Origin of the sequence: Streptomyces sp. NPDC059010 (genome assembly GCF_042740355.1) — a bacterium.
GTDB lineage: Bacteria > Actinomycetota > Actinomycetes > Streptomycetales > Streptomycetaceae > Streptomyces.
Map to the genome: position 1 here is coordinate 121,729 of NZ_JBHYJA010000022.1, position 21,889 is coordinate 143,617.

General features: G+C 70.7%; 19 protein-coding genes and 1 pseudogene. 7 read left to right on the plus strand and 13 right to left on the minus strand.

The window, feature by feature from the left end; translation table 11 throughout:
* Together ACFWYS_RS24450 and ACFWYS_RS24455 are read left to right on the plus strand one after the other, a co-directional pair.
* Positions 1-475, plus strand: a pseudogene (locus tag ACFWYS_RS24450) (hypothetical protein); the annotation flags it as partial.
* 115 nt (positions 476-590) lie between these two features.
* Positions 591-1,820: a lactonase family protein gene (locus tag ACFWYS_RS24455; protein WP_384772717.1), complete on the plus strand. Its 1,230-nt coding sequence runs from the start codon at positions 591-593 to the stop codon at positions 1,818-1,820.
* On the opposite strand, the gene ACFWYS_RS24460 is transcribed toward ACFWYS_RS24455, so the two are convergent.
* On the minus strand, positions 1,788-2,513 hold the full coding sequence (locus tag ACFWYS_RS24460) for a DUF2470 domain-containing protein (RefSeq protein ID WP_384772720.1): 726 nt from the start codon (positions 2,511-2,513) through the stop codon (positions 1,788-1,790). The genes ACFWYS_RS24455 and ACFWYS_RS24460 overlap by 33 nt on opposite strands.
* Before the next feature lie 103 nt (positions 2,514-2,616).
* Positions 2,617-3,225 carry a TetR/AcrR family transcriptional regulator gene (locus ACFWYS_RS24465; RefSeq protein WP_384772723.1) on the minus strand — a complete coding sequence of 203 codons (609 nt, stop codon included), beginning with the start codon at positions 3,223-3,225 and terminating at the stop codon, positions 2,617-2,619.
* A 107-nt stretch (positions 3,226-3,332) separates the two neighbouring features.
* Here ACFWYS_RS24465 and ACFWYS_RS24470 point away from each other — a divergent pair, with 107 nt between their 5' ends.
* Positions 3,333-4,856 (plus strand): cytochrome P450, encoded by a 1,524-nt coding sequence (locus ACFWYS_RS24470; protein ID WP_384772726.1) that lies wholly within the window; start codon positions 3,333-3,335, stop codon positions 4,854-4,856.
* Here ACFWYS_RS24470 and ACFWYS_RS24475 read toward each other — a convergent pair.
* On the minus strand, positions 4,818-5,657 hold the full coding sequence (locus ACFWYS_RS24475; RefSeq protein ID WP_384772729.1) for a pentapeptide repeat-containing protein: 840 nt from the start codon (positions 5,655-5,657) through the stop codon (positions 4,818-4,820). The genes ACFWYS_RS24470 and ACFWYS_RS24475 overlap by 39 nt on opposite strands.
* Positions 5,658-5,817: 160 nt before the next feature.
* Here ACFWYS_RS24475 and ACFWYS_RS24480 point away from each other — a divergent pair, with 160 nt between their 5' ends.
* Positions 5,818-6,018 (plus strand): DUF5999 family protein, encoded by a 201-nt coding sequence (locus ACFWYS_RS24480; protein ID WP_384772731.1) that lies wholly within the window; start codon positions 5,818-5,820, stop codon positions 6,016-6,018.
* A 4-nt stretch (positions 6,019-6,022) separates the two neighbouring features.
* Here ACFWYS_RS24480 and sigJ read toward each other — a convergent pair whose 3' ends face one another.
* The 10 genes from sigJ to ACFWYS_RS24530 form a co-directional block, all read right to left on the minus strand.
* A complete protein-coding gene (sigJ, locus tag ACFWYS_RS24485; protein ID WP_384772734.1) occupies positions 6,023-6,922 on the minus strand; it encodes an RNA polymerase sigma factor SigJ in 900 nt (299 codons plus the stop codon).
* A 50-nt stretch (positions 6,923-6,972) separates the two neighbouring features.
* On the minus strand, positions 6,973-7,716 hold the full coding sequence (locus ACFWYS_RS24490; RefSeq protein ID WP_384772736.1) for a PIG-L deacetylase family protein: 744 nt from the start codon (positions 7,714-7,716) through the stop codon (positions 6,973-6,975).
* A 28-nt stretch (positions 7,717-7,744) separates the two neighbouring features.
* Positions 7,745-9,046, minus strand: a complete 1,302-nt coding sequence (locus ACFWYS_RS24495) for an alpha/beta fold hydrolase (RefSeq protein WP_384772739.1) — start codon at positions 9,044-9,046, stop codon at positions 7,745-7,747.
* Between the two features lie 101 nt (positions 9,047-9,147).
* The gene (locus ACFWYS_RS24500; RefSeq protein WP_384772741.1) at positions 9,148-10,173 is read right to left on the minus strand and encodes a LacI family DNA-binding transcriptional regulator; all 1,026 of its coding nucleotides are present in this window, start codon (positions 10,171-10,173) and stop codon (positions 9,148-9,150) included.
* A gap of 87 nt (positions 10,174-10,260) precedes the next feature.
* Positions 10,261-11,691: a BNR repeat-containing protein gene (locus ACFWYS_RS24505; protein WP_384772744.1), complete on the minus strand. Its 1,431-nt coding sequence runs from the start codon at positions 11,689-11,691 to the stop codon at positions 10,261-10,263.
* Between the two features lie 25 nt (positions 11,692-11,716).
* Complete coding sequence (locus tag ACFWYS_RS24510) at positions 11,717-12,037, minus strand: L-rhamnose mutarotase (protein ID WP_384772747.1); 321 nt, start codon at positions 12,035-12,037, stop codon at positions 11,717-11,719.
* A 17-nt stretch (positions 12,038-12,054) separates the two neighbouring features.
* Complete coding sequence (rhaS, locus tag ACFWYS_RS24515; protein ID WP_384772749.1) at positions 12,055-13,134, minus strand: rhamnose ABC transporter substrate-binding protein; 1,080 nt, start codon at positions 13,132-13,134, stop codon at positions 12,055-12,057.
* A 100-nt stretch (positions 13,135-13,234) separates the two neighbouring features.
* A complete protein-coding gene (locus ACFWYS_RS24520) occupies positions 13,235-14,209 on the minus strand; it encodes an ABC transporter permease (RefSeq protein WP_384772752.1) in 975 nt (324 codons plus the stop codon).
* A complete protein-coding gene (locus ACFWYS_RS24525) occupies positions 14,202-15,242 on the minus strand; it encodes an ABC transporter permease (protein ID WP_384772755.1) in 1,041 nt (346 codons plus the stop codon). Before ACFWYS_RS24525 ends, ACFWYS_RS24520 begins: the two co-directional genes overlap by 8 nt.
* Positions 15,239-16,756, minus strand: a complete 1,518-nt coding sequence (locus ACFWYS_RS24530) for a sugar ABC transporter ATP-binding protein (RefSeq protein ID WP_384772758.1) — start codon at positions 16,754-16,756, stop codon at positions 15,239-15,241. The genes ACFWYS_RS24525 and ACFWYS_RS24530 overlap by 4 nt, the downstream gene beginning before the upstream one ends.
* Positions 16,757-17,038: 282 nt before the next feature.
* Here ACFWYS_RS24530 and rhaI point away from each other — a divergent pair, with 282 nt between their 5' ends.
* The 3 genes from rhaI (at position 17,039) to ACFWYS_RS24545 (ending at position 21,840) form a co-directional block, all read left to right on the plus strand.
* The gene (rhaI, locus tag ACFWYS_RS24535) at positions 17,039-18,199 is read left to right on the plus strand and encodes an L-rhamnose isomerase (protein WP_384772760.1); all 1,161 of its coding nucleotides are present in this window, start codon (positions 17,039-17,041) and stop codon (positions 18,197-18,199) included.
* A gap of 141 nt (positions 18,200-18,340) precedes the next feature.
* Positions 18,341-20,380 carry a bifunctional aldolase/short-chain dehydrogenase gene (locus ACFWYS_RS24540; RefSeq protein WP_384772763.1) on the plus strand — a complete coding sequence of 680 codons (2,040 nt, stop codon included), beginning with the start codon at positions 18,341-18,343 and terminating at the stop codon, positions 20,378-20,380.
* On the plus strand, positions 20,377-21,840 hold the full coding sequence (locus ACFWYS_RS24545) for a rhamnulokinase family protein (protein ID WP_384772765.1): 1,464 nt from the start codon (positions 20,377-20,379) through the stop codon (positions 21,838-21,840). Before ACFWYS_RS24540 ends, ACFWYS_RS24545 begins: the two co-directional genes overlap by 4 nt.
* Positions 21,841-21,889: the final 49 nt, after the last annotated feature.

The window sequence follows — 21,889 nt, forward strand, 5'->3', positions numbered from 1 at the left end:
CTGGGGCCCCGCGCGCCCCTGGGGGCCCCGGGCCCCCGGGGGGGGGGTCCGGGCCCCCGGGGGGGCTCGGGGGGGGGGGGGGGGCGGGCCCCCCGCGGCGATGGGGCTGGGGGTCGGCGGCTCGATGCGCCAGGAGGTCTACGAGGACGACCGGCCGCTCTCGGACTGGGAGGACCGCCCCCGCGGCCGGGTCTTCGTCCATCTGGTGACGCCGCCCGAGTGGCGCCGCATCACCGGCGAGGCTCCCCCGCCGTCGCCGGTGGACCGGGCGGCGTACACACGCGCGGGGCTGCCCTGGTTCGACTACTACGACGAGGACGCAGAGGATCTCGCCCCCACCGACACCCTGGAGGCGGTGAAGCCGGTCGGCGACTGGCTCGGCGACGACCACGAGCCCTGGCAGGCGCCGACGCCGGGCCAGGTGCTGCCGCTCAAGGACGCCCAGGGCAAGCCGGTGGAGGACGGCGACTGGTAGGCGACTGCACGCCATTGCACACAATGCAACGCCCGTTGCCCTTCTTGCGCTCGGCGGGTGATCCACGCCAAGGTGGCTGTCGCGACCACGACGACCGACGACCTGAGGTGTGGACATGGGCAGTGGTGGGCTGAGCAGGCGCCGATTCGTCGGCACCCTCGCGGGATCGGCCGCCGGTGTGACACTCCCGGCGGCCACGGCGTGCGACGACGCGCCCGCCCCCGCGGACACACCGGACGCGGCCGACGCGGCGACCTCCGGGACGAACAGCCCCGGGACCCGCCCGAGCGCCCAGACCGAGAGCCGTGAGCCGTCCGGCCCGCGCCCGCTCTACCTCGGCACCTACACCTCCGTCGAGGGCGGCGGCCAGGGCATCGGCCTCGCCACGTACGACCCGGTCACGGGCCGTATCACCGGCACCGGAACGATCAAGGGTGTCGGCGACCCGTCGTATCTGGCGCTGCACCCGAACCGCCGGACGCTGTACGCGGTCGACGAGCGCGAGGACGGCGCCGTGACCGCCGTCCGCCTCGCCGACCGCGAGATCCTGGGGAGCCGGAGCACCGGCGGGGCGGCGCCCTGTCATCTGTCGGTGCATCCGAGCGGACGCTGGCTGCTGAGCGCCAACTACGGCACGGGCAGCGTCGCCGTGCATCCGGTCGACGCCTCGGGCGCGCTCGGTGAGCGCACCGACCTGGTCACGCACTCCAGCCCGGCGCCCGGTCCGGGCCAGGAGGGCCCGCACGCCCACCAGTTCATCACCAGCCCCGACGGCCGCCATGTACTCGCCGTCGACCTGGGCACGGACACCGTGTACACCTACCGCCTCGACCAGAAGGCGGGCACGCTCACGGAGGTCGCTCAGGCCCGGACCGAGCCGGGTGCGGGGCCGCGTCACCTCACGTTCCACCCGGGCGGCCGGTACGCGTATCTGGCCAACGAGGTCGACAACACCGTCGCGGTCTGCACGTACGACGCCGACTCGGGCCGGCTGACCGTCGGCGCCGAGCAGGAGACGGGCACGGGCTCCGGCACCAGCTATCCGGCGCAGCTCGTGGTGACGCCGAACGGCCGCTACGCCTATCTCGCCAACCGGGGCCACAACAGCCTCGCGCGCTACGCCGTCGAGTCGGACGGCGCCCGGCTCAGGCTGCTCGGCACGGTGCCGGTGTCCGGGGACTTCCCGCGGCAGATCGCCCTCTCGCCGGACGGGACGCTGCTGTTCGCCGCGAACCAGCGGTCGAGCACCGTCAGCGTCTTCCACGTCGCCGAGGACAGCGGTGAACTGCGGCTCGCGGACAAGCCGTTCGCGTCACCCGTCGCCGTCTGTGCGCTGCCGCTGTAGGGCGCGCGGGCAGGACGCGGCGCTGGCCTGGGCGAGCAGGATGTGCATGCGCTCGGTGAGCTGCCCGACGTCGTCGGCGGGCCGGTGGAACGCCAGCCGTACGTCGGCCTGTGCGCGGGTGCGCTCGATGCGCAGCGTCAGTCCGTGCCGGTCGACGGCGAGAGGCTGGACGCGGACGGCGCCGTGCAGGCTGTCGGAGTCGACCAGGCGGGTGAGCCGCTCGACGGCGTCCGGGTGACAGTCGGCGAGGTGGGTCAGCAACTGGGCCTCGGCGGTGGCCAGCGGGTCGGGCTCGGCCACGGCGAACTCGTCGAGGTCGACGACCACCGCGCCGGACTGCTGCCGCAGCACCGCGCGCGTGGCCTGGAAGGCCAGTCTGCCCTCCTCGGGGGCGAACCAGCCGGACAGCCACAGCCGTGTGCGGATACGTTTGCGTACGGGCACGGGGGCGACGTCGGCGAACTCCAGGACGGCGGACGGCTCCCCGCGGGGCGCGCAGATCGCCGCCGTGACGAGCACACTGTCCTCCGGCACGTCCAGCAGGACGCGGCCGTCCTCGGTCACACTGTGCGCACCGACGAGTTCCTCGCGGCAGCCCTCCGCGGTCACCGCCACGGACCACGCGGCGGCGAGCACGGACCGGGCCCGTTCCGCCGCGGACGGCGCGGCCGCCCAGGTTTGGCTGTCACCCATCCATTCCTCCTTAGGTAAGGCTTGCCTAACCTATCGAAGATCGGGCCGCACGCCAACCGGCCACGCCGATCCGGCGTGATCTCTTTGCAGGAGTACGGGGCACTCAGGGCGCGATGACGCCCAGCAGCGCACGGGCGCACAGGTCGCGCACCTGCTCACGGGAGAGCTCCGAACCCCTCAGCCACTCCAGGCACACGGCCGTGGTGAACGCCAGCCAGCCGCGTACGGCGATCCGGACATCGGGGCGCCCCTCGAAGACGGGGCCGAACTCGGGATCCGCCGCCATCGCCGCCAGGATCTGCTTCTCCTGTGCGGCCAGGGCGCGTTGGTAGACCTTGCGCACGGCCTGGTCACCGGCCGCGTCGGCACGATGGAAGGCCCGGTAGCCGTGGGCGTGGTCCTGGACGTACTCCAGGAACGTGTCGAGGCCGGCGGGGAGCTGCTCGCGCACCGGGACCCCGGGCACGGCGGCCGTCATCCGCAGCATGCGCTCGCTCTCCCGCTCGACGACGGCCGCGAAGAAGTCCCGCTTGGTCGGGAAGTAGTGGTAGAGCAGCCCGCGCGAGACACCGGCGATCTCCGCGACCTGCTCGATCCACACGTCGTCGTACGGACTCTCCGAGAACAGCCGCGCCCCGACCGCGAGAAGCTGCTCACGACGCTCCTCGGTGCTGAGCCGGCGGCGTGTGCGCCCACCCTGTTTCGCGGCCATGTCCGCACTTTACTTGACGTGGATTCAACAGCGGGACCAGACTGACCGCGTTATTGAACCCATGTACAACTAGCTCGACCTGCCGCTGGATCAAGGGAGATCGCGTCATGGCGGAGACGACGACCGGGACCGGACTTCCGAAGGGGTTCCGCAGCGCCGAGCAGGGCTGGCCGGAGCTGTTCCGGATACCCCATCCCCCGCACCGGCTCCCGCTGCTCGGCGATGTGCTGGGCGCGAGCAGGCGTACGCCGCTCCAGGACTCCCTGCGTTTCGCCCGCGAGCTGGGGCCGATCTTCCGGCGCCGGGCGTTCAACCGGGAGTTCGTGTTCGTGTGGGGCGCCGAACTCGCGGCCGACATGGCGGACGAGTCGCGCTTCGCCAAGCATGTCGGGCTCGGCGTCGCCAATCTGCGGCCGGTCGCCGGGGACGGCCTGTTCACGGCGTACAACCACGAGCCGAACTGGCAGTTGGCGCACGACGTCCTCGCCCCCGGGTTCAGCCGGGAGGCGATGGCGGGCTACCACCCGATGATGCTGGCCGTGGCCGACCGGCTCATGGCCCACTGGGACCGCGCGCTGGCGGCGGGCCGGTCGGTGGACGTGCCCGGCGACATGACCAAGCTGACCCTGGAGACCATCGCCCGCACCGGCTTCGGACACGACTTCGGCTCCTTCGAGCGCGCCCGCCCGCATCCCTTCGTGACGGCGATGGTCGGCACGCTCACCTACGCCCAGCGCCTCAACTCCGTACCGGCACCGGCCCTGCTACGACGTGCCGCGCGCCGCCACCAGGCCGACATCGCCTACCTCAACCGCACGGTCGACGACCTGGTCCGCGCCCGTACGGCGGACGGGCCCGGCGACGGGGACCTGCTGGACCGCATGCTGGAGACCTCGCATCCCGAAACGGGCGAGCGGTTGTCCGCGCAGAACGTCCGCCGGCAGGTGATCACCTTCCTGGTGGCCGGCCACGAGACCACCTCGGGTGCGCTCTCCTTCGCCCTGCACTACCTCTCCCGGCACCCCGAGGTCGCGGCCCGGGCGCGCGCCGAGGTGGACCGGGTCTGGGGCGATGCGGCGGTGCCCGCCTACGACCAGGTGGCGAGGCTGCGGTATGTGCGCCGGATCCTCGACGAGTCGCTGCGGCTGTGGCCGACGGCGCCCGCCTTCGCCCGGGAGGCCCGCGAGGACACCGTGCTCGGCGGGGAGCATCCGATGCGGCGGGGCGGCTGGGCGCTGGTGCTCACGGCGATGCTGCACCGCGATCCCGAGGTGTGGGGCGCGGACGCCGAGCGGTTCGATCCGGACCGCTTCGAACCCGGTGCCGTACGCACCCGTCCGCCGCACACCTTCAAGCCGTTCGGGACGGGGGCGCGGGCGTGCATCGGGCGCCAGTTCGCGCTGCACGAGGCCACGCTGGTACTCGGGCTGCTGCTGCGCCGGTACGAGTTCAGGAGCGACCCGGCCTATCGGCTGCGGGTGACCGAGCGGCTGACGCTGATGCCGGAGGGGTTGCGGCTGCGGCTGGAGCGGCGGGCGCCGACGCCGACGGACCCGGCAGGTGTCCCGCCCCAGGCGGACGAGGGCGTGCCGTCAGAACTGCGCTGTCCAGTGCACCGGGCGGGCGACTGAGCCGGGCAGCCGGGTGCCCGCGCTGCCGCGGGCCGCGTTCAGCTGGGGCTGGGTCAGGAAGAAGGCGTCCGTCAGATCGGCGTCCGTGAGGTCGGTGTCGCGCAGGTCGGCGCCGATGAGGTCCGCGCCGCGCAGGTCGGCGCCGGTCAGGTCGGCGGCGATCAGGTAGGCACCGCGCAGGTTCGCGCCGCGCAGGTCGGCGCCCTTGAGACGGGCGCCCATCAGGTCGGCGCCCCGGCGGTTCTTCTTGCGGCCCCGTACACCCGCCCGCGCCAGCTCGCTGGTCTTCAGCAGCAGGACGTTGACCTCCTGCCGGTGGGCGGCGACGTCCAGCGCGGCGAGTGCCTCCGGGGTCCCGCGGGTGAGCTCCTCGGTCGTCTCCCGGATCTTGCGCAGCTCGGCGTGCAGGGGACGGGCGGCGGGCAGGGTGAGCGCCTCGGTCAGGTACCAGAGCAGCTCCTGGAGCTGGCGGACGACCGGGAAGACGTCGAACATCCGCCGGGCGTGCTCGCGGGAGGCGGTGCGCCAGTCCTTCCCGGCGAAGGTGACCTGCGAGACCTTCTGTCCGGCGCCGAAGCAGTCGTAGACCGTGCAGCCGCTGAAGCCGCTCTGCCGCAGCCTGGCGTGGATGCCGCAGCGGTGGTCGTCCTGGAGGTTGCGGCAGGGCGTCCCGGCGTCCTTGTCCAGCGCGAAGTCCGCCGAGGCGGTGAAGGGCAGCGCGACACAGCACAGCCCGAAGCAGTTCGCGCAGTCTCCGCGCAGGTCGGTCAGGTCAGTCGGGCCGACGGGATGATCTTGCATGCCCTCAAGCCTAATGTCCGCCGCGGAACAAAACCTCACCGATAGGTTTCCGCCGCTGTGGGGGGCCTCTCATACAACGGAAAACAAGCTCGGCTACTACAGAGATACGAGCCGACGGAAACAGGAGCATCGCCCCGCAACGAACCCGAGGAGAGCCGTCATGTGCAGCCACCAGCCCGCCTGCCCCACCGCCGACAGCCCGGAACACCACACCGCTCTGATCGTGTCGGCCCACCCCGAACAGGGCTGGAGCCTGCTGTGCAACGGCACCATCGTCTTCGACGACACCGGTGAACTCCTCCCGGACGGGCGGGTGGTGAGCCCGCACCGAACGGTCGGCGTGCTGGCGGTGGCCGCCTGAGACGTCAGGCGGCCAGGCCGGTCAGGTCCAGGCGTCCGAGGCGCTCGGGGTCGGCCAGGATGTACATCTCCGTGATGCGGCCGTCGGCGATGGTGACGGCCATGACCGACTGCGGCTTGCCCTCCGGGGCGTTGAGGATCCCGATCGTGCCGTTGACGAGGACGAGCGCGAACTGCGTGTGCCGCGCGAACTGCCTGAACAGCAGCGCCTGTTCGGCCACCGGCTTGGCGCCGCGCACCACCTTCGACGCCGCGACACCGCGGGCCAGCGGCCCGGAGTCGGCGCGCAGCACGACCTCGGGGTCGAGGACCGCGAGCAGCGCCTCGAAGTCCCCCGCGCGGGAGGCCGCCATGAAGGCGTCCAGGACCTGCCGCTGTCTGCCGAGGTCGGGCTCGGCCGAGGGCGTGGCGCCCCGCACCCGGCGCCGGGCCCGGCTGGCCAGCTGGCGGGTCGTGGCCGAGGTGCGTTCCACGATCGGCGCGATGTCGTCGAAGGGCACCGCGAACATGTCGTGCAGCACGAACGCGATCCGCTCGGCGGGCTCCAGCGTCTCCAGCACGACCAGCAGGGCCAGGCCCACCGAGTCGGCCTGGAGCACTTCCTGCTCCGGGTCGATCTGCGACAGCGGCCGGAGCACGGGGTCCGGGACGAAGGTGTCGTCCAGCGGCTCCTCATGGCGCCGGGTGCGTGAGCGCAGCATGTCCAGACAGACCCGGCCGACCACGGTGGTCAGCCAGCCGCCGAGGTTCTCGATCCCGTCCGCGTCGCTGCGGCTCAGCTTCAGCCAGGCCTCCTGGACGGCGTCCTCGGCCTCGGACAGCGAGCCGAGCATGCGGTAGGCGACCGCCTTGAGATGGCCGCGGTGCTCCTCGAAGCGGCCCGCCAGCAGTTCCGTGTCGTTCACGTCTCCCACGTCTCCCCCGTCACCCCGTCTCTTCCGTCAGCCGGTCGGCGCTACCGGCTGAACAGCTCGAACGCCACGGCCGGCTTCCCGCCGAACCGCTCCCCCGTCGCCTGCGCGTTCCCGGTGAGGAAACGGCGGGCGTATGTCTCCGGGTCCTCGTCGGTCAACACCTCGATGTAGGTGCGGTGTTCGAGCAGCGAACGCACCCCGCGCTCCAGACCGGCCGTCGCGTCCACCGCGTGCGTGGGCGTGCTGGAACCGGCGACCGCGACCCAGCGGACGCCGTTCCACGGCTCCAGGCCCTGTGCGGCCAGCTCCGGGAAGATCCAGCGGTTGCCCGCGTCACCGGCCGCGTCCAGCGTGGCCCGGCCGACCGCCACATGGTCCGGCGTGTTCCAGGCGACGCCGCCCCAGGTGTCCCGGTGGTTGAGCGTGATCACCAGCTCGGGCCGGTGCCGGCGGATCGCGGCGGCGATGTCGCGGCGCAGGGCGGTGCCGTACTCGATCACGCCGTCCTGGTGGTCGAGGAACTCCACCGCGCTCACGCCTACGACAGCGGCGCTGGCCCGCTGCTCGCGCTCCCTGAGCGGGCCGCACTTCGCGGGCTCCAGGGTGTCTATGCCCGCCTCGCCGCGGGACACCAGGACGTAGGCGACCTCACGGCCTCCGTCCGTCCAGCCGGCGATCGCCGCCGAGCAGCCGTACTCAAGGTCGTCCGGGTGCGCGACGACGGCGAGTGCGCGCCGCCAGTCGTCGGGCATGGGCTTCAGCTGAGTGGTCGTCGGCTCGGTCATGTCCGCACCCTAACCCGTGACCCTGACATCACGCTTCGTCACGGGTGAGCGCGAGCAGCCGGTCCAGGACGCGGGGGCCGCCGGCCCGTACGCCGTCGTGCTCGAACTCGTCCGTGACCCAGGTCCGCAGACCGCGGATGGCGCGGGCGGTGGCGAGGGAGTGGGCGGTGTCGACGTACATGTCGTCGTGGTAGACGGCCGCCGCGACCGGCACCTCGTTGGCGGCGAGGCGCGCGGAGTCGTACAGGGGCGTCCAGTCGGTGCGGGCGGCGAGGAGGTCGGCGGTCTCGCGCAGCGGGCGCAGGGCCGGGTCGCTGTCGAACATCCAGGGGTGGATGGTCTCGCCGGTGAACAGCAGCGGTCCGTCGCCCGCGAGCGTCTTGGCCGCGTCGAACTGCGGGAACTCGGCGCGCACCCGCTCGGCGGACCAGGCGGTGGGGCGGGTGTCCTGGCCGTAGATCGCCTCGTGGACGAGGGCGTACAGCGGGTGGCCCGCGTACGACAGCAGGCCCTGGGCCTCCTCCTGGAAGGCGTCCGAGAGGGCCGGGCCCTGCGGGGTGCGGACGAAGGCGTTCTCCAGGAGGTAGTGCAGGCGGTGGCTGCCCTCGCTGCCGCCGAGGACGATGCCGAGGGACTGGAAGGCCTCGGCGGTGAGGCGGTAGCCGTTCGGCAGGACCACGTCGTGCGCGAGGAGGTGGTCGGCGATCCGGCGGGCGCGCTCGACGTCCTGCGGGTAGCGGGCGTAGTGCGCGGCGACCTTGCGCTCGATGCGCGGGAAGGCTGCACGGTAGACGTCGTCGGCGTGGGCGTCGAGCGAGGGCAGGCCGCCGGTGATGACGGCGGCGGTCAGTCCCTCGGGGGCGGTGGAGAGGTAGTTGACCGTGCAGAAGCCGCCGAAGCTCTGGCCGAGGACGGTCCAGGGGGCGCCGCCGGTCACCTGGCGGCGGATCGCCTCGCAGTCGCGGACGATCGCGTCGGCGCGGAAGTGCGTGAGGTAGTCGGCCTGGGCGGCTGGGCCGCCGCGCAGCGGGAGCGTCTGCCGGTTGGCGGGCGTGGAATGGCCGGTGCCGCGCTGGTCGAGGAGCAGGACGCGGTACTCCTTCAGCGCACGGGCCAGCCAGGCGCCCCGGCCGACGAAGCGGTTCGCGCCGAAACCGGGGCCGCCCTGGAGGTAGACCAGCCAGGGCAGGTCCTGGTGCGCCTTGTCGCTCGCGACGACCTCACGGGCGTAGAGCTCGATCGTCTCCCCCGTCGGGGTGTCGTGGTCGAGGGGCACGGTGAAGTGGCGGTCGGTGAGGACGACGCCGGGCTGGCGGTAGCTGACGGTCAACAGGGCTCCCGGGACGCAGGGTTTTCTGGCCGCGTCCCAGTTCAGCACATGTTCGTCCGCCGACCGAGCCCCGGGATCATGAAATCGTACTGAATGGCGGATCAGCGGGCCGAGAGACTGGACCGGCGCACCACCAGCTCCGGCTGGAGGACGACACGCCGGTGCTCGTGCCGCCGCGTCCCGGTCTCCTCCTCCGTCTCCTCCAGCAGCATCTCCGCCGCGAGGGTGCCCATGGTGACGGCCGGCTGCCGTACGGAGGTGAGGGGGACGGCCGCCGCGGCCGCGAACTCGATGTCGTCGTAGCCGACGATCGCGAGGTCGTCGGGGACGCCGACACCTGCGGCGTACATGGCCTGGAGGACGCCGAGGGCGAGCAGGTCGTTGGCGCAGAAGACGGCGGTGGGGCGCTCGGCGAGGCCGAGCAGGCGGGCGCCGGCGTCGCGGCCCGCGGCGACGTCGAGCCGTTCGGTGGGCAGCTCGCGCAGGGAGTCGGGGCCGAGACCGGCCTCCTTCAGCGCGTTCAGGGCGCCGGTGCGGCGGTCGCGGACCTGGTTGAGGCCGGGCGGGCCGCTGACGTAGGCGATGGAGCGGTGCCCGGCGTCGACCAGGTGCCGCACGGCCAGCGCGCCGCCCGCGACGTCGTCCACGGAGACCGAGCACTCGGTGGTGCCCTCGGCGACCCGGTCGACCAGGACGAAGGGGATGTTGTGCCGCCGGAACGTCTCGATGTTGCGGCCGGTGGCGTCGGCGGGGGTGAGCAGCACGCCGCGTACCCGCTGTTCGGCGAAGAGGGAGAGGTAGTCGGCCTCCTCGCTGGGGCTCTGCGCGCTGTTGCAGACCATCACGCCGAGCCCGGCGTCGCGTGCGGTGCGCTCGGCGCCGCGCGCCACGTCGACGAAGAAGGGGTTGCCCATGTCGAGGACGAGCAGGCCCATGATCCGGCTGCGGCCCGCGCGCAGCTGGCGGGCGGACTCGCTGCGGACATAGCCCAGCCGGTCTATCGCGGACTGCACCCGCGCCCGGGTCTCGGTCGCGACCGTGTCAGGACGGTTGATGACGTTCGAGACCGTACCGACGGAGACTCCGGCGGCGCGAGCGACATCCTTGATACCCACCGACTGGGCCATCGGGCAGGGACCTCCAGGGAGACGGTTGAGACGTGGGGCGGCGGGAAGGCCTTCACATTACCGTCAAGCCGCCCACAACGACTGCGATCAGGCAGGCAGCCGGAAGTTGAGGTTACGCAGCGCCGAGGGCGTCGTACCGGTGGACTTCTCCTGGTACATGATCGACAGGAAGTTGTCCTGAGCGACGCGTGTCTCGTCGATGACGACCTCACCGAACGCGTTCAGCCCGGCCGTGACGCCGTCGTACAGGACCGACCAGTCCGTGTACCCGGAGGCCTTGGACGCTCCGGCTATCCGGCAGAACGGGAAGATCGCGTACGCGTTGTCGTACTTGTCCAGGATCAGCTTGGTGCGCTGGCTGGAGTTGAGCGGGACCGGGATCTCGGTCTTCTGCCAGGCGCCCGAGGAGTTCTTGCGGAGATGGAAGGCGCGGCCGTTCGCGGTGCGGTCGGCGACGTAGTTGGTGGTGCACTGCCCGAACCGGCCGGGGACGTAGCTGATGATCGCGTGCGGTCGGCCGGCGGAGTCGGTGAACTGACTCTCCTGGTTCATCAGGGAGTGGTCCGGGTTGAGCGCGTCGATCACCAGGCCGCTGTCGGTGACGGCGACCTTGTCGGAGCCGCCGGTGGTGCCGACGACGGTGCCGGCGTTGTTGCGCCAGGTGCGACCGCGGTCGTCGGAGTAGACGTAGCCGGTGTCGTGGTTGGTGATGCCGCCGCCGTTGCACATCACGGCGCCGTTCTGCTCGCGCCAGGTGAAGAAGGAGTGCAGTCGGCCGTTCTTGTCGTAGTCGATGCCGTGCAGGTACATGTTGCGGGCGGTCGAGGAGCCGTGCTCGCTGGTGTAGGTGCCGGTGGAGCTGCTCCACTCCCCCAGGTCGGTCCAGGTCGAACCGTCGTATTCGGCGAGGGCGTTGCGCCCGTTGCCGGAGACGGCGACGCGGTAGCTGAGCTGGAGCTTTCCGTCGGGGGTGGAGACGAACTGCGGGTAGGTGAACTGCGAGGTGAGGGCGAGGCCGTCCAGGGTGGACTGTGGTGCGCCGAAGCGGCTCGCGGTCCAGCTCAGACCGGCCGGGTTGTCGACGAGCCCCGCAACCGACTTGACGTAGGTGAAGCCGTCGCTGTGCGAGTCCATGTTGAGGTGGAGGCGCCCGTCGACCTTGGAGATTCCCATCGAGATCACGTTGTGGGAGTCGTTGTAGCGCAGGGTGTGGCCGACCTTCACCGTGGACCAGGTGCTGGCGCCGAGGGCCCGGCGGGCCACGACGGCGTTGCGGTCGGCGGTGTACCAGACGGCGTACTGGTAGCCCTTGTAGGTCAGCAGGCCGTTCTTCTGGAAGGCGTTGTTGTTGACCAGGCCGTCGTACGACACGAAGAAGATGGCCTGCGTGTCGAGCGTGGTCGTGCCGGTCAGGGTGAGGGACGGGCCGGGGTCGGCGGCACGGGCGGTGCCGGAGGCGAGGGCGGGGGTCATGACGGCTCCGGCGAGTGCGGCGCCCAGGAGGGTGCGTCTCTTCATGGATACGGCTCCTGAGGAGGGTGGTTCAGGCGAGGTGGAACACTTCGGTGAGCGGCTTCATGGCCTCGTCGGGGCGGGCGCCGTCGAGGGCCTCGAAGAACTCGCCCATCTCGGCCTGCCAACGGGCGTTGACTTCGGTGGCCTCCATACCGGCCTTGGCGGCCTCGAAGTCCTCGGTCTCCAGGTAGCCGACGAGGAGGCCGTCGTCGCGCAGGAAGAGCGAGTAGTTGTGCCAGCCAGTGGCCGAGAGTGCTTCGAGCATCTCCGGCCACACGGCGGCGTGGCGTTCGCGGTACTCGGCGAGCTTGTCCTGACGGACCTTGAGCAGAAAACAGACGCGCTGCATGAAGTACCGTTCCAGACTCAGAAGTTGAACTGGTCGATGTTCTTGGCGTCGAAGACGGTCGGCTTGCCGAGGCTGATCACGCCGTCCTTGCCGATGGTGTACGTGGTGTCGCCGGCCTTGAAGGTCTCGCCCTCCTTGCCGGTGATCTGCCCGGAGACCAGGGCGACGGCGGCGCGGGCGGCCAGGTCGCCGAGCTTGGCCGGATCCCACAGCTCGAACGCCTCGACGGTGCCGTTCTTGACGTACTTGCGCATGTCGTTGGGGGTGCCGAGGCCGGTCAGCTTGACCTTGCCCTTGTACTTGGAGCCCGACAGGTACTGGGCGGCGGCCTTGATGCCGACCGTGGTCGGGGAGATGATCCCCTTCAGGTTCGGGTACTCCTGGAGCAGGCCCTGGGTCTGCTGGAAGGACTTCTGGGCGTCGTCGTCGCCGTAGGCGACCTTGACCAGCTTGACGTCCTTGTACTTGGGGTCCTTGAGCTCCTGCTTCATGAAGTCGATCCAGATGTTCTGGTTCGTCGCGGTCTGCGCCGCGGACAGGATCGCGATCTCGCCCTTGTAGCCGATCTGCTCGGCGAGCAGCTGCACCTCGGTGCGGCCGAGGTCCTCGGCGGAGGCCTGCGAGACGAAGGCGTTGCGACAACCGGCGGTGGTGTCGGAGTCGTAGGTGACGACCTTGATGCCGTTCTTCATGGCCTGCTTCAGCGCGGTGCACAGCGCACCCGGGTCCTGCGCGGACACGGCCATCGCGTCGACCTGCTGCTGGGTGAGCGTGTTGACGTACGACACCTGCCCGGCGGTGTCGGTGGCGCTGGACGGGCCGACCTCCTTGTAGCTGGAGCCCAGCTCCTTCAGGGCCGCCTCGCCGCCCTTGTCGGCGGAGGTGAAGTAGGGGTTGTTGACCTGCTTGGGCAGGAAGCCGACGGTCAGCCCCTTCTTCAGCTCGGCGTTCGGGTCGGCCTTGCCGGCGGTCGCGGCCGAGGCCCCGTCGTCCTTGACGTCCTCCTTGGTGGTGCCGCCGCAGGCGGTGAGGGCGAGAGCGAGGGATGTCGCGGCGGCGAGGCCGGCGGAGGCACGGCGGAGGGATGACTTGCGCATGACGGTTCCTTTGAACGGAGGTGAGTGGATGCCCCTAGGGGCGCGGGGCTGTGTCGATTTGCGGCTCCGCCGCGTGAGCGCGACCAGCCACACACGGCCTCTAGCCGGACGATTGAGCACGCACGACGGCGATCTGCCGAGCCACCCGCGGCCCGAGGACGGAAAGAACGAGCAACACACCGGTGACGACGATCTGCGACTGGGCGGAAACATCCTGGAGGCTCATCACGTTCTGCAACGCCCCCAGCAGGAACACCCCGGCGATGGCACCACCCAACGTGCCCTTGCCGCCGTCGAAGTCGATCCCACCGAGCAACACGGCGGCCACGACCGACAGTTCGAGCCCGGTGGCGTTGTCATAGCGAGCGCTGGCGTAATGCAGCGCCCAGAAGATCCCGGTGAGCGAAGCCATCAGCCCCGTCACCGTGAACAGGATCAGCTTCTGCCGCTTGACCCGGATCCCGGCGAACCGCGCCGCCTCCTCGCTCGCGCCGATGGCGAACAACGACCGCCCGAACGGCGTGGCGTGCAGCGCGACCACGGCGATGGCGAGCAGCACCAGGAAGGGCAGGAAGGCGTACGGGATGAACGTGTCGCCGAGGCGTCCGGCCGCGAAGTCCAGGTACTGGGTGGGGAAGTCGGTCACCGCGTCGGACCCGAGGACGATCTGCGCGATGCCCCGGTAGGCGGCGAGGGTGCCGATGGTGACGGCGAGGGAGGGCAGTCCCAGCCTGGTCACCAGCAGACCGTTGATGAGCCCGCACACCACACCGAGCAGCAGACAGACCGGGATGATCGTCTCGATCGCCATGCCCTGGTTCCACAGGGCGCCCATCACCGCGCCCGAGAGACCGGCGGTGGAGGCCACCGAGAGATCGATCTCGCCCGAGACGACCAGGAGCGTCATCGGCAGGGCGATCAAGGCGATCGGGAGGGTGTTTCCGATCAGGAACGACAGGTTGAGGGCGTTCCCGAAACCGTCGACCGTGGTGAAGGACAGCAGGAGCACGACCACGAGGAGGGCGCCGACCACCGTGTCCCAGCGAACGGCGCGCGCGAGCGAGAAGTCAGCCATGGCGGGCGTTCCTCTTCTTCAGGGCGGTGGCCACCCGCAGCGCGACGATCCGGTCGACCGCGATGGCGAGGATGAGCAGGATGCCGTTGATGGCGAGCACCCAGACGGAGCTGACGCCGAGGGCGGGCAGCACGCTGTTGATGGAGGTCAGCAGCAGCGCGCCGAGCGCGGCGCCGTAGACGCTGCCGGAGCCGCCGGTGAAGACGACGCCGCCGACCACGACCGCGCTGACGACGGTGAGTTCGTAGCCGTTGCCGGTGCCGGAGTCGACGTTGCCGAACCGGGCCAGGTACAGGGCGCCCGCGAGACCGGCCAGCGCACCGCAGAAGGTGTACGCGGCGAGGATCCGTTTGCGCACCGGGATGCCGGCGAGCCGGGCGGCCTCGGGGTTGGAGCCGAGGGCGTACAGCTCGCGGCCGCTGCCGTAGTGCTTGAGGTAGTAGGCGGTGGCCACCAGCACGGCGAGGGCGATCAGCGCCAGCCACGGCACGGCGGAGATGCCGCCGGAGCCGAAGTCGACGAAGCCGTCCGGGAGGTCGGCCGCGGTGATCTGGCGGGAGCCGACCCAGATGGAGTCGATGCCGCGGATGATGTAGAGGGTGCCCAGGGTGACGACGAGTGCGGGCACCTGCCCGAGGCTGACGAGCAGGCCGTTGAGCAGTCCGAAGCCGATGCCCAGCAGGACCGCCAGGAGCACGGCGACGACCGGGTTCCCGCCGCCCTGGAGGTAGGTTCCGGCGGCGAAGGCGCTGATGCCCAGCGTGGAGCCGACCGACAGGTCGACGTTCCTGGTGATCACCACGAGGGACTGGCCGGTGGCGACCAGGACGAGGATCGTCGCGTTCAGGAGCAGGTCCTTGATGCCCTGCTCGGTGAGGAACTCGCTGTTGCCCAGCTGGGTGACGACGATCATCACCACGAAGACGGCCAGGATGGCGAGTTCGCGCATCTTGAAGACGCGGTCGACCAGGCGGGTGCCGCTGGACTTGGGTACGTCGGTCACGGGGGCCTCTTGGGGAGTGGTCACCGTCATGCGGCGGCCCTCCCGGTGGCTGCGGCCATCACGGTTTCCTCGGTGGCTTCGGAGCGCGGGATCTCGGCGGTGAGGCGGCCCTCGTGCATCACGAGGACGCGGTCGGCCATGCCGAGGATCTCGGGCAGATCGGAGGAGATCATCAGGACGGCGACCCCGTCGGCGGCCAGCTCACTGAGCAGCCGGTGCACCTCGGCCTTGGTGCCGACGTCGATGCCCCGGGTGGGTTCGTCCACGATGAGCACCTTGGGGCCGGTGGCGAGCCACTTGGCGAGGACGACCTTCTGCTGGTTGCCGCCGGACAGGGTCGACACGGTGTCGGCGATGCGGGCGTACTTGACCTGGAGCTTGACGGCCCAGTCGAGGGAGCGGCTGCGTTCGGCGCCGCGGTCCATGAAGCCCGCCCTGACCGTCGTACGAAGCCCGGTCAGGCCGATGTTGCGCTCGATGGACATGTCCATCACCAGGCCCTGGGCGCGCCGGTCCTCGGGGACCAGGGCGAGGCCGGAGGCCATGGCGGTGGAGGGGGCGCCGTTGGTGAGCGCCTTGCCGCCGACGGACACCTCGCCGGCGTCCCAGCGGTCGATGCCGAACACGGCCCGCGCGACCTCGGTACGGCCCGCGCCGACGAGCCCGGCGAGGCCGACGATCTCTCCGCGCCGGACATCGAAGGAGACGTCGGTGAAGACGCCCTCACGGGTCAGCCGGCGCACACTGAGCGCGACTTCGCCCGGCTTCACGTCCTGCTTGGGGTACAGCTCGTCCAGATCGCGGCCGACCATGCGGCGCACGAGGTCGTCCTCGGTCATGCCCTCGATCGGTTCGCTCGCGATCCAGGCGCCGTCGCGCAGGGTCGTGACCCGCTGGCAGATCTGGAAGATCTCCTCCAGCCGGTGCGAGATGAACAGGACGGCGGCGCCCTGTTCGCGCAGGGTGCGGACGACTCCGAAGAGACGGGCGACCTCGCTGCCGGTGAGGGCGGCGGTCGGCTCGTCCATGATCAGGACGCGGGCGTCGAAGGAGAGCGCCTTGGCGATCTCGACGATCTGCTGGTCGGCGATGGACAGGCCGCGCGCGGGGCGGTCTGGGTCGAGTTCGACGCCGAGCCGCTGCATCAGGGCCAGCGTCGCGGCGTGCGTGGCCTTGTGATCGATCCGGCCGAGGGCACGCCTGGGCCGGCGGCCCATGAAGATGTTCTCGGCGATCGACAGGTCGGGGAAGAGGGTCGGCTCCTGGTAGATCACGGCGATGCCGGCGTCGCGGGCGTCGCCGGGGCCGTGGAAGACGACGGGCGCACCGTCGAGCAGCACCTGGCCGGCGTCCGGCCGGTGTACTCCGGCGAGCGCCTTGATCAGGGTCGACTTGCCCGCGCCGTTCTCCCCGGCGAGGGCGTGTACCTCCCCGGGGAACAGCTCCAGGGAGACGTCCCGCAGGGCGCGGACCGCGCCGAAGGACTTCGAGACGTCCCTGAGCGCCAGAACCGGGGCCGGACCCGTGGTGGACGGGTGGGTCATGGGGGCTCCTCGACGACGCCGGCGGGACGGCCCTCACGGCGTCGTGAAAGGTTTCAACTTGGTTGCCGGGACGTTAGGCATGGAGCGCATGTCACGTCAATGGGTCCGTGTCGAAAAGATTTCGATGAACGAAGGTCACGGGGGAGTCACAGCCATCAGCCTTGGTCGCGGGGCTTGACACCCCTTCGGGGGACTCATACGTTCCCGTCTTGAATCGTTTCACAGTGAAGCGGTTCAGTTGACTTCCGTCCGACCTCCGTCCCGACGTCACAGGAGCCCTCAGTGACCGAGCTCGCCGCGGTGAAGGCCGCACTCAAGACCCAGGCAGTCGAAACGCCGTCGTGGGCGTACGGGAACTCGGGGACGCGGTTCAAGGTGTTCGCCCAGGAAGGCGTGCCGCGGACACCGCGGGAGAAGCTGGAGGACGCGGCCCAGGTGCACGCGTTCACCGGTGTGACGCCGACCGTCGCGCTGCACATTCCCTGGGACAAGGTCGAGGACTATGGCGCGCTGGCCAAATTCGCCGAGGAGCGTGGCGTGCGGCTCGGCGCGATCAACTCCAACACCTTCCAGGACGACGACTACAAGCTGGGCAGCATCTGTCATCCGGACGCGGCGGTGCGGCGCAAGGCCGTAGATCATCTGCTGGAGTGCGTCGACATCATGGATGCGACGGGTTCGCGGGATCTGAAGCTGTGGTTCGCGGACGGCACGAACTATCCCGGGCAGGACGACATCCGGGGGCGCCAGGACCGGCTGGCCGAGGGGCTGGCGGAGGTGTACGAGCGGCTCGGGGACGGGCAGCGGATGCTGCTGGAGTACAAGTTCTTCGAGCCGGCGTTCTACACGACGGATGTGCCGGACTGGGGGACGGCGTACGCGCACTGTCTGAAGCTCGGGCCGAAGGCGCAGGTCGTGGTCGACACCGGGCATCACGCGCCCGGCACCAACATCGAGTTCATCGTGGCGACGCTCCTGCGGGAGGGGAAGCTCGGTGGGTTCGACTTCAACTCCCGGTTCTACGCCGACGACGACCTGATGGTGGGGGCGGCTGATCCGTTCCAGTTGTTCCGGATCATGTACGAGGTCGTGCGTGGGGGTGGGTTCACTCCTGACGTCGCGTTCATGCTCGATCAGTGCCACAACATCGAGGCGAAGATTCCGGCGATCATCCGGTCGGTGATGAATGTGCAGGAGGCGACGGCGAAGGCGTTGCTGGTCGACGGTGTCGCTCTGGCCGAGGCGCAGGCTGCCGGTGATGTGCTCGGGGCTAATGCCGTGGTGATGGATGCGTACAACACGGATGTGCGGCCGCTGCTTGCCGAGGTACGGGGAGAGATGGGGCTGGATGGCGATCCCCTTGCCGCGTATCGCCGGTGCGGGTGGGCCGAGAAGATCGTCGCCGAGCGAGTCGGTGGGCAGCAGGCCGGGTGGGGCGCGTAAGCGTCTGCCGAGTTCTGTTGTCTGCGGACTGCGGGCCGGATGTGGCTGGTCGCGCCCGCGCGGCGGTAGCCGCAAATTCAACACAGCCCCGCGCCCCTGAGGGGCATATCCGCTCCCTTTCTCAGATAGGACTGAACGTTCATGGCTACCCATCCCGAAGCCGCCGCCCTTCTCGCCCGCTCACACCGGCTCGGTTCCGATCCCCGTAACACCAACTACGCCGGCGGGAACGCGTCCGCCAAAGGCACCGACACCGATCCCGTCACCGGTGGTGATGTCGAGCTGATGTGGGTCAAGGGGTCCGGTGGTGATCTCGGCACGCTCACCGAGGCCGGGCTGGCCGTGTTGCGGCTGGATCGGATGCGGGCACTGGTCGACGTGTATCCCGGTGTCGAGCGTGAGGACGAGATGGTCGCCGCGTTCGACTACTGCCTGCATGGGAAGAGCGGGGCGGCTCCGTCCATCGACACCGCCATGCATGGGCTGGTCGAGGCGGCGCACGTCGATCATCTGCATCCCGACTCCGGGATCGCGCTCGCCTGCGCCGCCGACGGGGAGAAGCTGACCGCCGAGTGTTTCGGGGACACGGTCGCCTGGGTGCCCTGGCGGCGGCCCGGGTTCCAGCTGGGGCTGGACATCGCCGCCATCAAGGCGGCCAACCCGCAGGCGATCGGCGTCGTCCTCGGTGGGCACGGGATCACCGCCTGGGGGGACACCTCCGAGGAGTGCGAGCGCAACTCGCTGCACATCATCCGCACCGCCGAGAAGTTCCTGGAGGAGCGTGGCAAGGCCGAGCCCTTCGGGCCCCTGATCGAGGGGTACGACGCCCTTCCCGAGGCCGAGCGCAACGAGCGGGCCGCCGCCCTCGCGCCGTATGTCCGTGCGATCGCCTCGCAGGACAAACCGCAGGTCGGGCACTTCAACGACTCGGCTCCGGTGCTGGAGTTCCTGGCCCGGGCCGAGCATCCGCGGCTCGCCGCCCTCGGTACCTCCTGCCCCGATCACTTCCTGCGGACCAAGGTCCGGCCGCTGGTCCTGGATCTGCCGCCGACCGCTCCGCTGGAGGAGGCCGTCGCCCGGCTGGGGGAGCTGCACGCCGAGTACCGCGAGGAGTACGCCGCCTACTACCGGCGGCACGCGCTGCCCGACTCCCCCGCCATGCGCGGCGCCGACCCGGCGATCGTGCTCGTTCCGGGCGTCGGCATGTTCAGCTTCGGCAAGGACAAGCAGACCGCGCGGGTGGCCGGTGAGTTCTATGTCAACGCCATCAATGTGATGCGCGGGGCCGAGGCCGTCTCCACCTACGCGCCCATCGAGGAGTCCGAGAAGTTCCGGATCGAGTACTGGGCCCTTGAGGAGGCCAAGCTTCAGCGGATGCCCCGGCCGAAGCCGCTGGCGACGCGGGTCGCGCTGGTGACGGGCGCGGGCAGCGGGATCGGGAAGGCCATCGCACGGCGGCTGGTCGGCGAGGGCGCGTGTGTGGTCGTCGCGGACCTCAACGCCGGGAACGCCCAGGCCGTCGCCGAGGAGCTCGGCGGTCCCGATAAGGCCGTCGCCGTGCCGGTGGACGTCACGTCCGAGGAGCAGATCGCCGACGCGTTCAAGGCGGCCGTGCTCGCCTTCGGCGGCGTCGATCTCGTCGTCAACAACGCCGGGATCTCCATCTCCAAGCCGCTCCTTGAGACCACGGCCAGGGACTGGGACCTCCAGCACGACATCATGGCGCGCGGTTCCTTCCTCGTGTCCCGGGAAGCGGCGCGTGTGATGATCGCGCAGGGGCTGGGCGGTGACATCGTCTACATCGCCTCCAAGAACGCGGTCTTCGCCGGTCCCAACAACATCGCCTACTCGGCCACCAAGGCCGACCAGGCTCATCAAGTGCGCCTGCTGGCGGCCGAGTTGGGCGAGCACGGCATCCGCGTCAACGGGATCAACCCGGACGGCGTCGTGCGCGGGTCCGGCATCTTCGCCGGAGGGTGGGGAGCCAAGCGGGCCGCCGTGTACGGGGTCGAGGAGGAGAAGCTGGGTGAGTTCTACGCCCAGCGCACCATCCTCAAGCGTGAGGTGCTCCCGGACCATGTCGCGAACGCCGTCTTCGCCCTGACCGGCGGGGAGCTGACGCACACCACCGGGCTGCACATCCCGGTCGACGCCGGCGTCGCGGCCGCCTTCCTGCGGTGAGCGCGGCCGTGAAGTCGTACGCCGCGGTCGACCTCGGCGCGTCCAGCGGGCGTGTCATGGTCGGCCGCGTCGGCCCCGACAGCCTGGAGCTGACCGAGGCACACCGGTTCCCGAACCGGCCCGTGCGGGTGCCCGAGGGGCTGCGCTGGGATGTGCTCGGCCTCTATGCCGGGGTGCTGGACGGGCTGCGGGCGGCCGGTGCCCACTGCGGTGGACGACTCGACTCGGTCGGCATCGACAGCTGGGCCGTGGACTACGGGCTGCTCGATGCCGACGGGGAGCTGCTCGGCAATCCCGTGCACTACCGGGACTCCCGGACGGAGGGGGTCGCGGAGAAGGTGTGGGCGAGTGTGCCGACTCAGGAGCTGTACGCCGCGACCGGGTTGCAGTACGCGCCCTTCAACACCCTGTACCAGCTGACCGCGGCGCGATCGACCAACCAACTGGCTTACGCCAAGCGGCTGTTGCTCATCCCCGACCTCCTCACCTACTGGCTCACCGGCGAGCAGGGCACCGAGCTCACCAATGCCTCCACCACCCAGCTCATCGACCCCCGCACACGCGACTGGTCGTACGACATCGCCTCGCGGCTCGGTATCGACCTGGGGCTGTTCGCGCCGCTCAGGCAACCCGGTGACTCCGCGGGGGTGTTGCGCGACGAGGTGCTGGAGGAGGCCGGGCTCAGTGGGCCGGTGCCGGTGACGGCGGTCGGGTCGCATGACACCGCGTCCGCCGTGGCCGCCGTTCCGGCCGGGGGCGAGCGGTTCGCGTACATCTGCACCGGGACCTGGTCGCTGGCGGGGCTTGAGCTGGACGCGCCGGTGCTGAGTGAGGAGAGCCGGGCCGCCAACTTCACCAATGAGCTGGGCCTTGACGGCACGGTCCGGTATCTGCGGAACATCATGGGGTTGTGGCTGCTCCAGGAGTGCGTACGGGCCTGGGGGGACCCGGAGTTGGGTGCGTTGCTGCTGGACGCGGCCAAGGTGCCGGCGCTGCGGTCGGTGGTGGACGCGGGTGACTCGGCGTTCCTGGCGCCGGGGCGGATGCCGGAGCGGATCGCCGAGGCGTGCCGGGCCTCGGGGCAGCCGGTGCCCGTCACGCCCGCCGAGATCACCCGGTGCATCCTCGACTCGCTCGCCCTCGCCCATCGCCGGGCCGTCGCCGAGGCGCAGCGGCTGGCCGACCATCCGGTGGACGTCGTGCATGTCGTGGGGGGCGGCACGCGCAACGCCCTGTTGTGCCAGCTGACCGCCGACGCCTGCGGGCTGCCGGTGGTGGCCGGCCCGACCGAGGCCGCCGCCCTCGGGAACGTCCTCGTCCAGGCACGGACGCACGGCCTGGTCGGCGACCTCGCCGGCGGGCGGCGACTGCTCACCCGTACCCAGCCGTTGACCCGGTACGAGCCGCGCGGGGACGCGGAGCGCTGGAGCGAGGCGGAGGCCCGGCTCGCCCGGGGGTGAACGGGGTCTCCCCGCGGCCGCGCTGTCGCATTACCCTGCACTCATCCGA

Coding starts and splice junctions, on each gene's coding strand:
- ACFWYS_RS24460 (WP_384772720.1), bottom strand. CDS start 2,513: ATGGGTGACAGCCAAACCTGGGCGGCCGCGCCGTCCGCGGCGGAACGG.
- ACFWYS_RS24520 (WP_384772752.1), bottom strand. CDS start 14,209: ATGGCTGACTTCTCGCTCGCGCGCGCCGTTCGCTGGGACACGGTGGTC.
- ACFWYS_RS24490 (WP_384772736.1), bottom strand. CDS start 7,716: ATGACCGAGCCGACGACCACTCAGCTGAAGCCCATGCCCGACGACTGG.
- ACFWYS_RS24475 (WP_384772729.1), bottom strand. CDS start 5,657: ATGCAAGATCATCCCGTCGGCCCGACTGACCTGACCGACCTGCGCGGA.
- ACFWYS_RS24480 (WP_384772731.1), top strand. CDS start 5,818: ATGTGCAGCCACCAGCCCGCCTGCCCCACCGCCGACAGCCCGGAACAC.
- ACFWYS_RS24470 (WP_384772726.1), top strand. CDS start 3,333: ATGGCGGAGACGACGACCGGGACCGGACTTCCGAAGGGGTTCCGCAGC.
- ACFWYS_RS24465 (WP_384772723.1), bottom strand. CDS start 3,225: ATGGCCGCGAAACAGGGTGGGCGCACACGCCGCCGGCTCAGCACCGAG.
- ACFWYS_RS24530 (WP_384772758.1), bottom strand. CDS start 16,756: ATGACCCACCCGTCCACCACGGGTCCGGCCCCGGTTCTGGCGCTCAGG.
- ACFWYS_RS24510 (WP_384772747.1), bottom strand. CDS start 12,037: ATGCAGCGCGTCTGTTTTCTGCTCAAGGTCCGTCAGGACAAGCTCGCC.
- ACFWYS_RS24500 (WP_384772741.1), bottom strand. CDS start 10,173: ATGGCCCAGTCGGTGGGTATCAAGGATGTCGCTCGCGCCGCCGGAGTC.
- rhaS (WP_384772749.1), bottom strand. CDS start 13,134: ATGCGCAAGTCATCCCTCCGCCGTGCCTCCGCCGGCCTCGCCGCCGCG.
- ACFWYS_RS24505 (WP_384772744.1), bottom strand. CDS start 11,691: ATGAAGAGACGCACCCTCCTGGGCGCCGCACTCGCCGGAGCCGTCATG.
- ACFWYS_RS24540 (WP_384772763.1), top strand. CDS start 18,341: ATGGCTACCCATCCCGAAGCCGCCGCCCTTCTCGCCCGCTCACACCGG.
- ACFWYS_RS24455 (WP_384772717.1), top strand. CDS start 591: ATGGGCAGTGGTGGGCTGAGCAGGCGCCGATTCGTCGGCACCCTCGCG.
- ACFWYS_RS24525 (WP_384772755.1), bottom strand. CDS start 15,242: ATGACGGTGACCACTCCCCAAGAGGCCCCCGTGACCGACGTACCCAAG.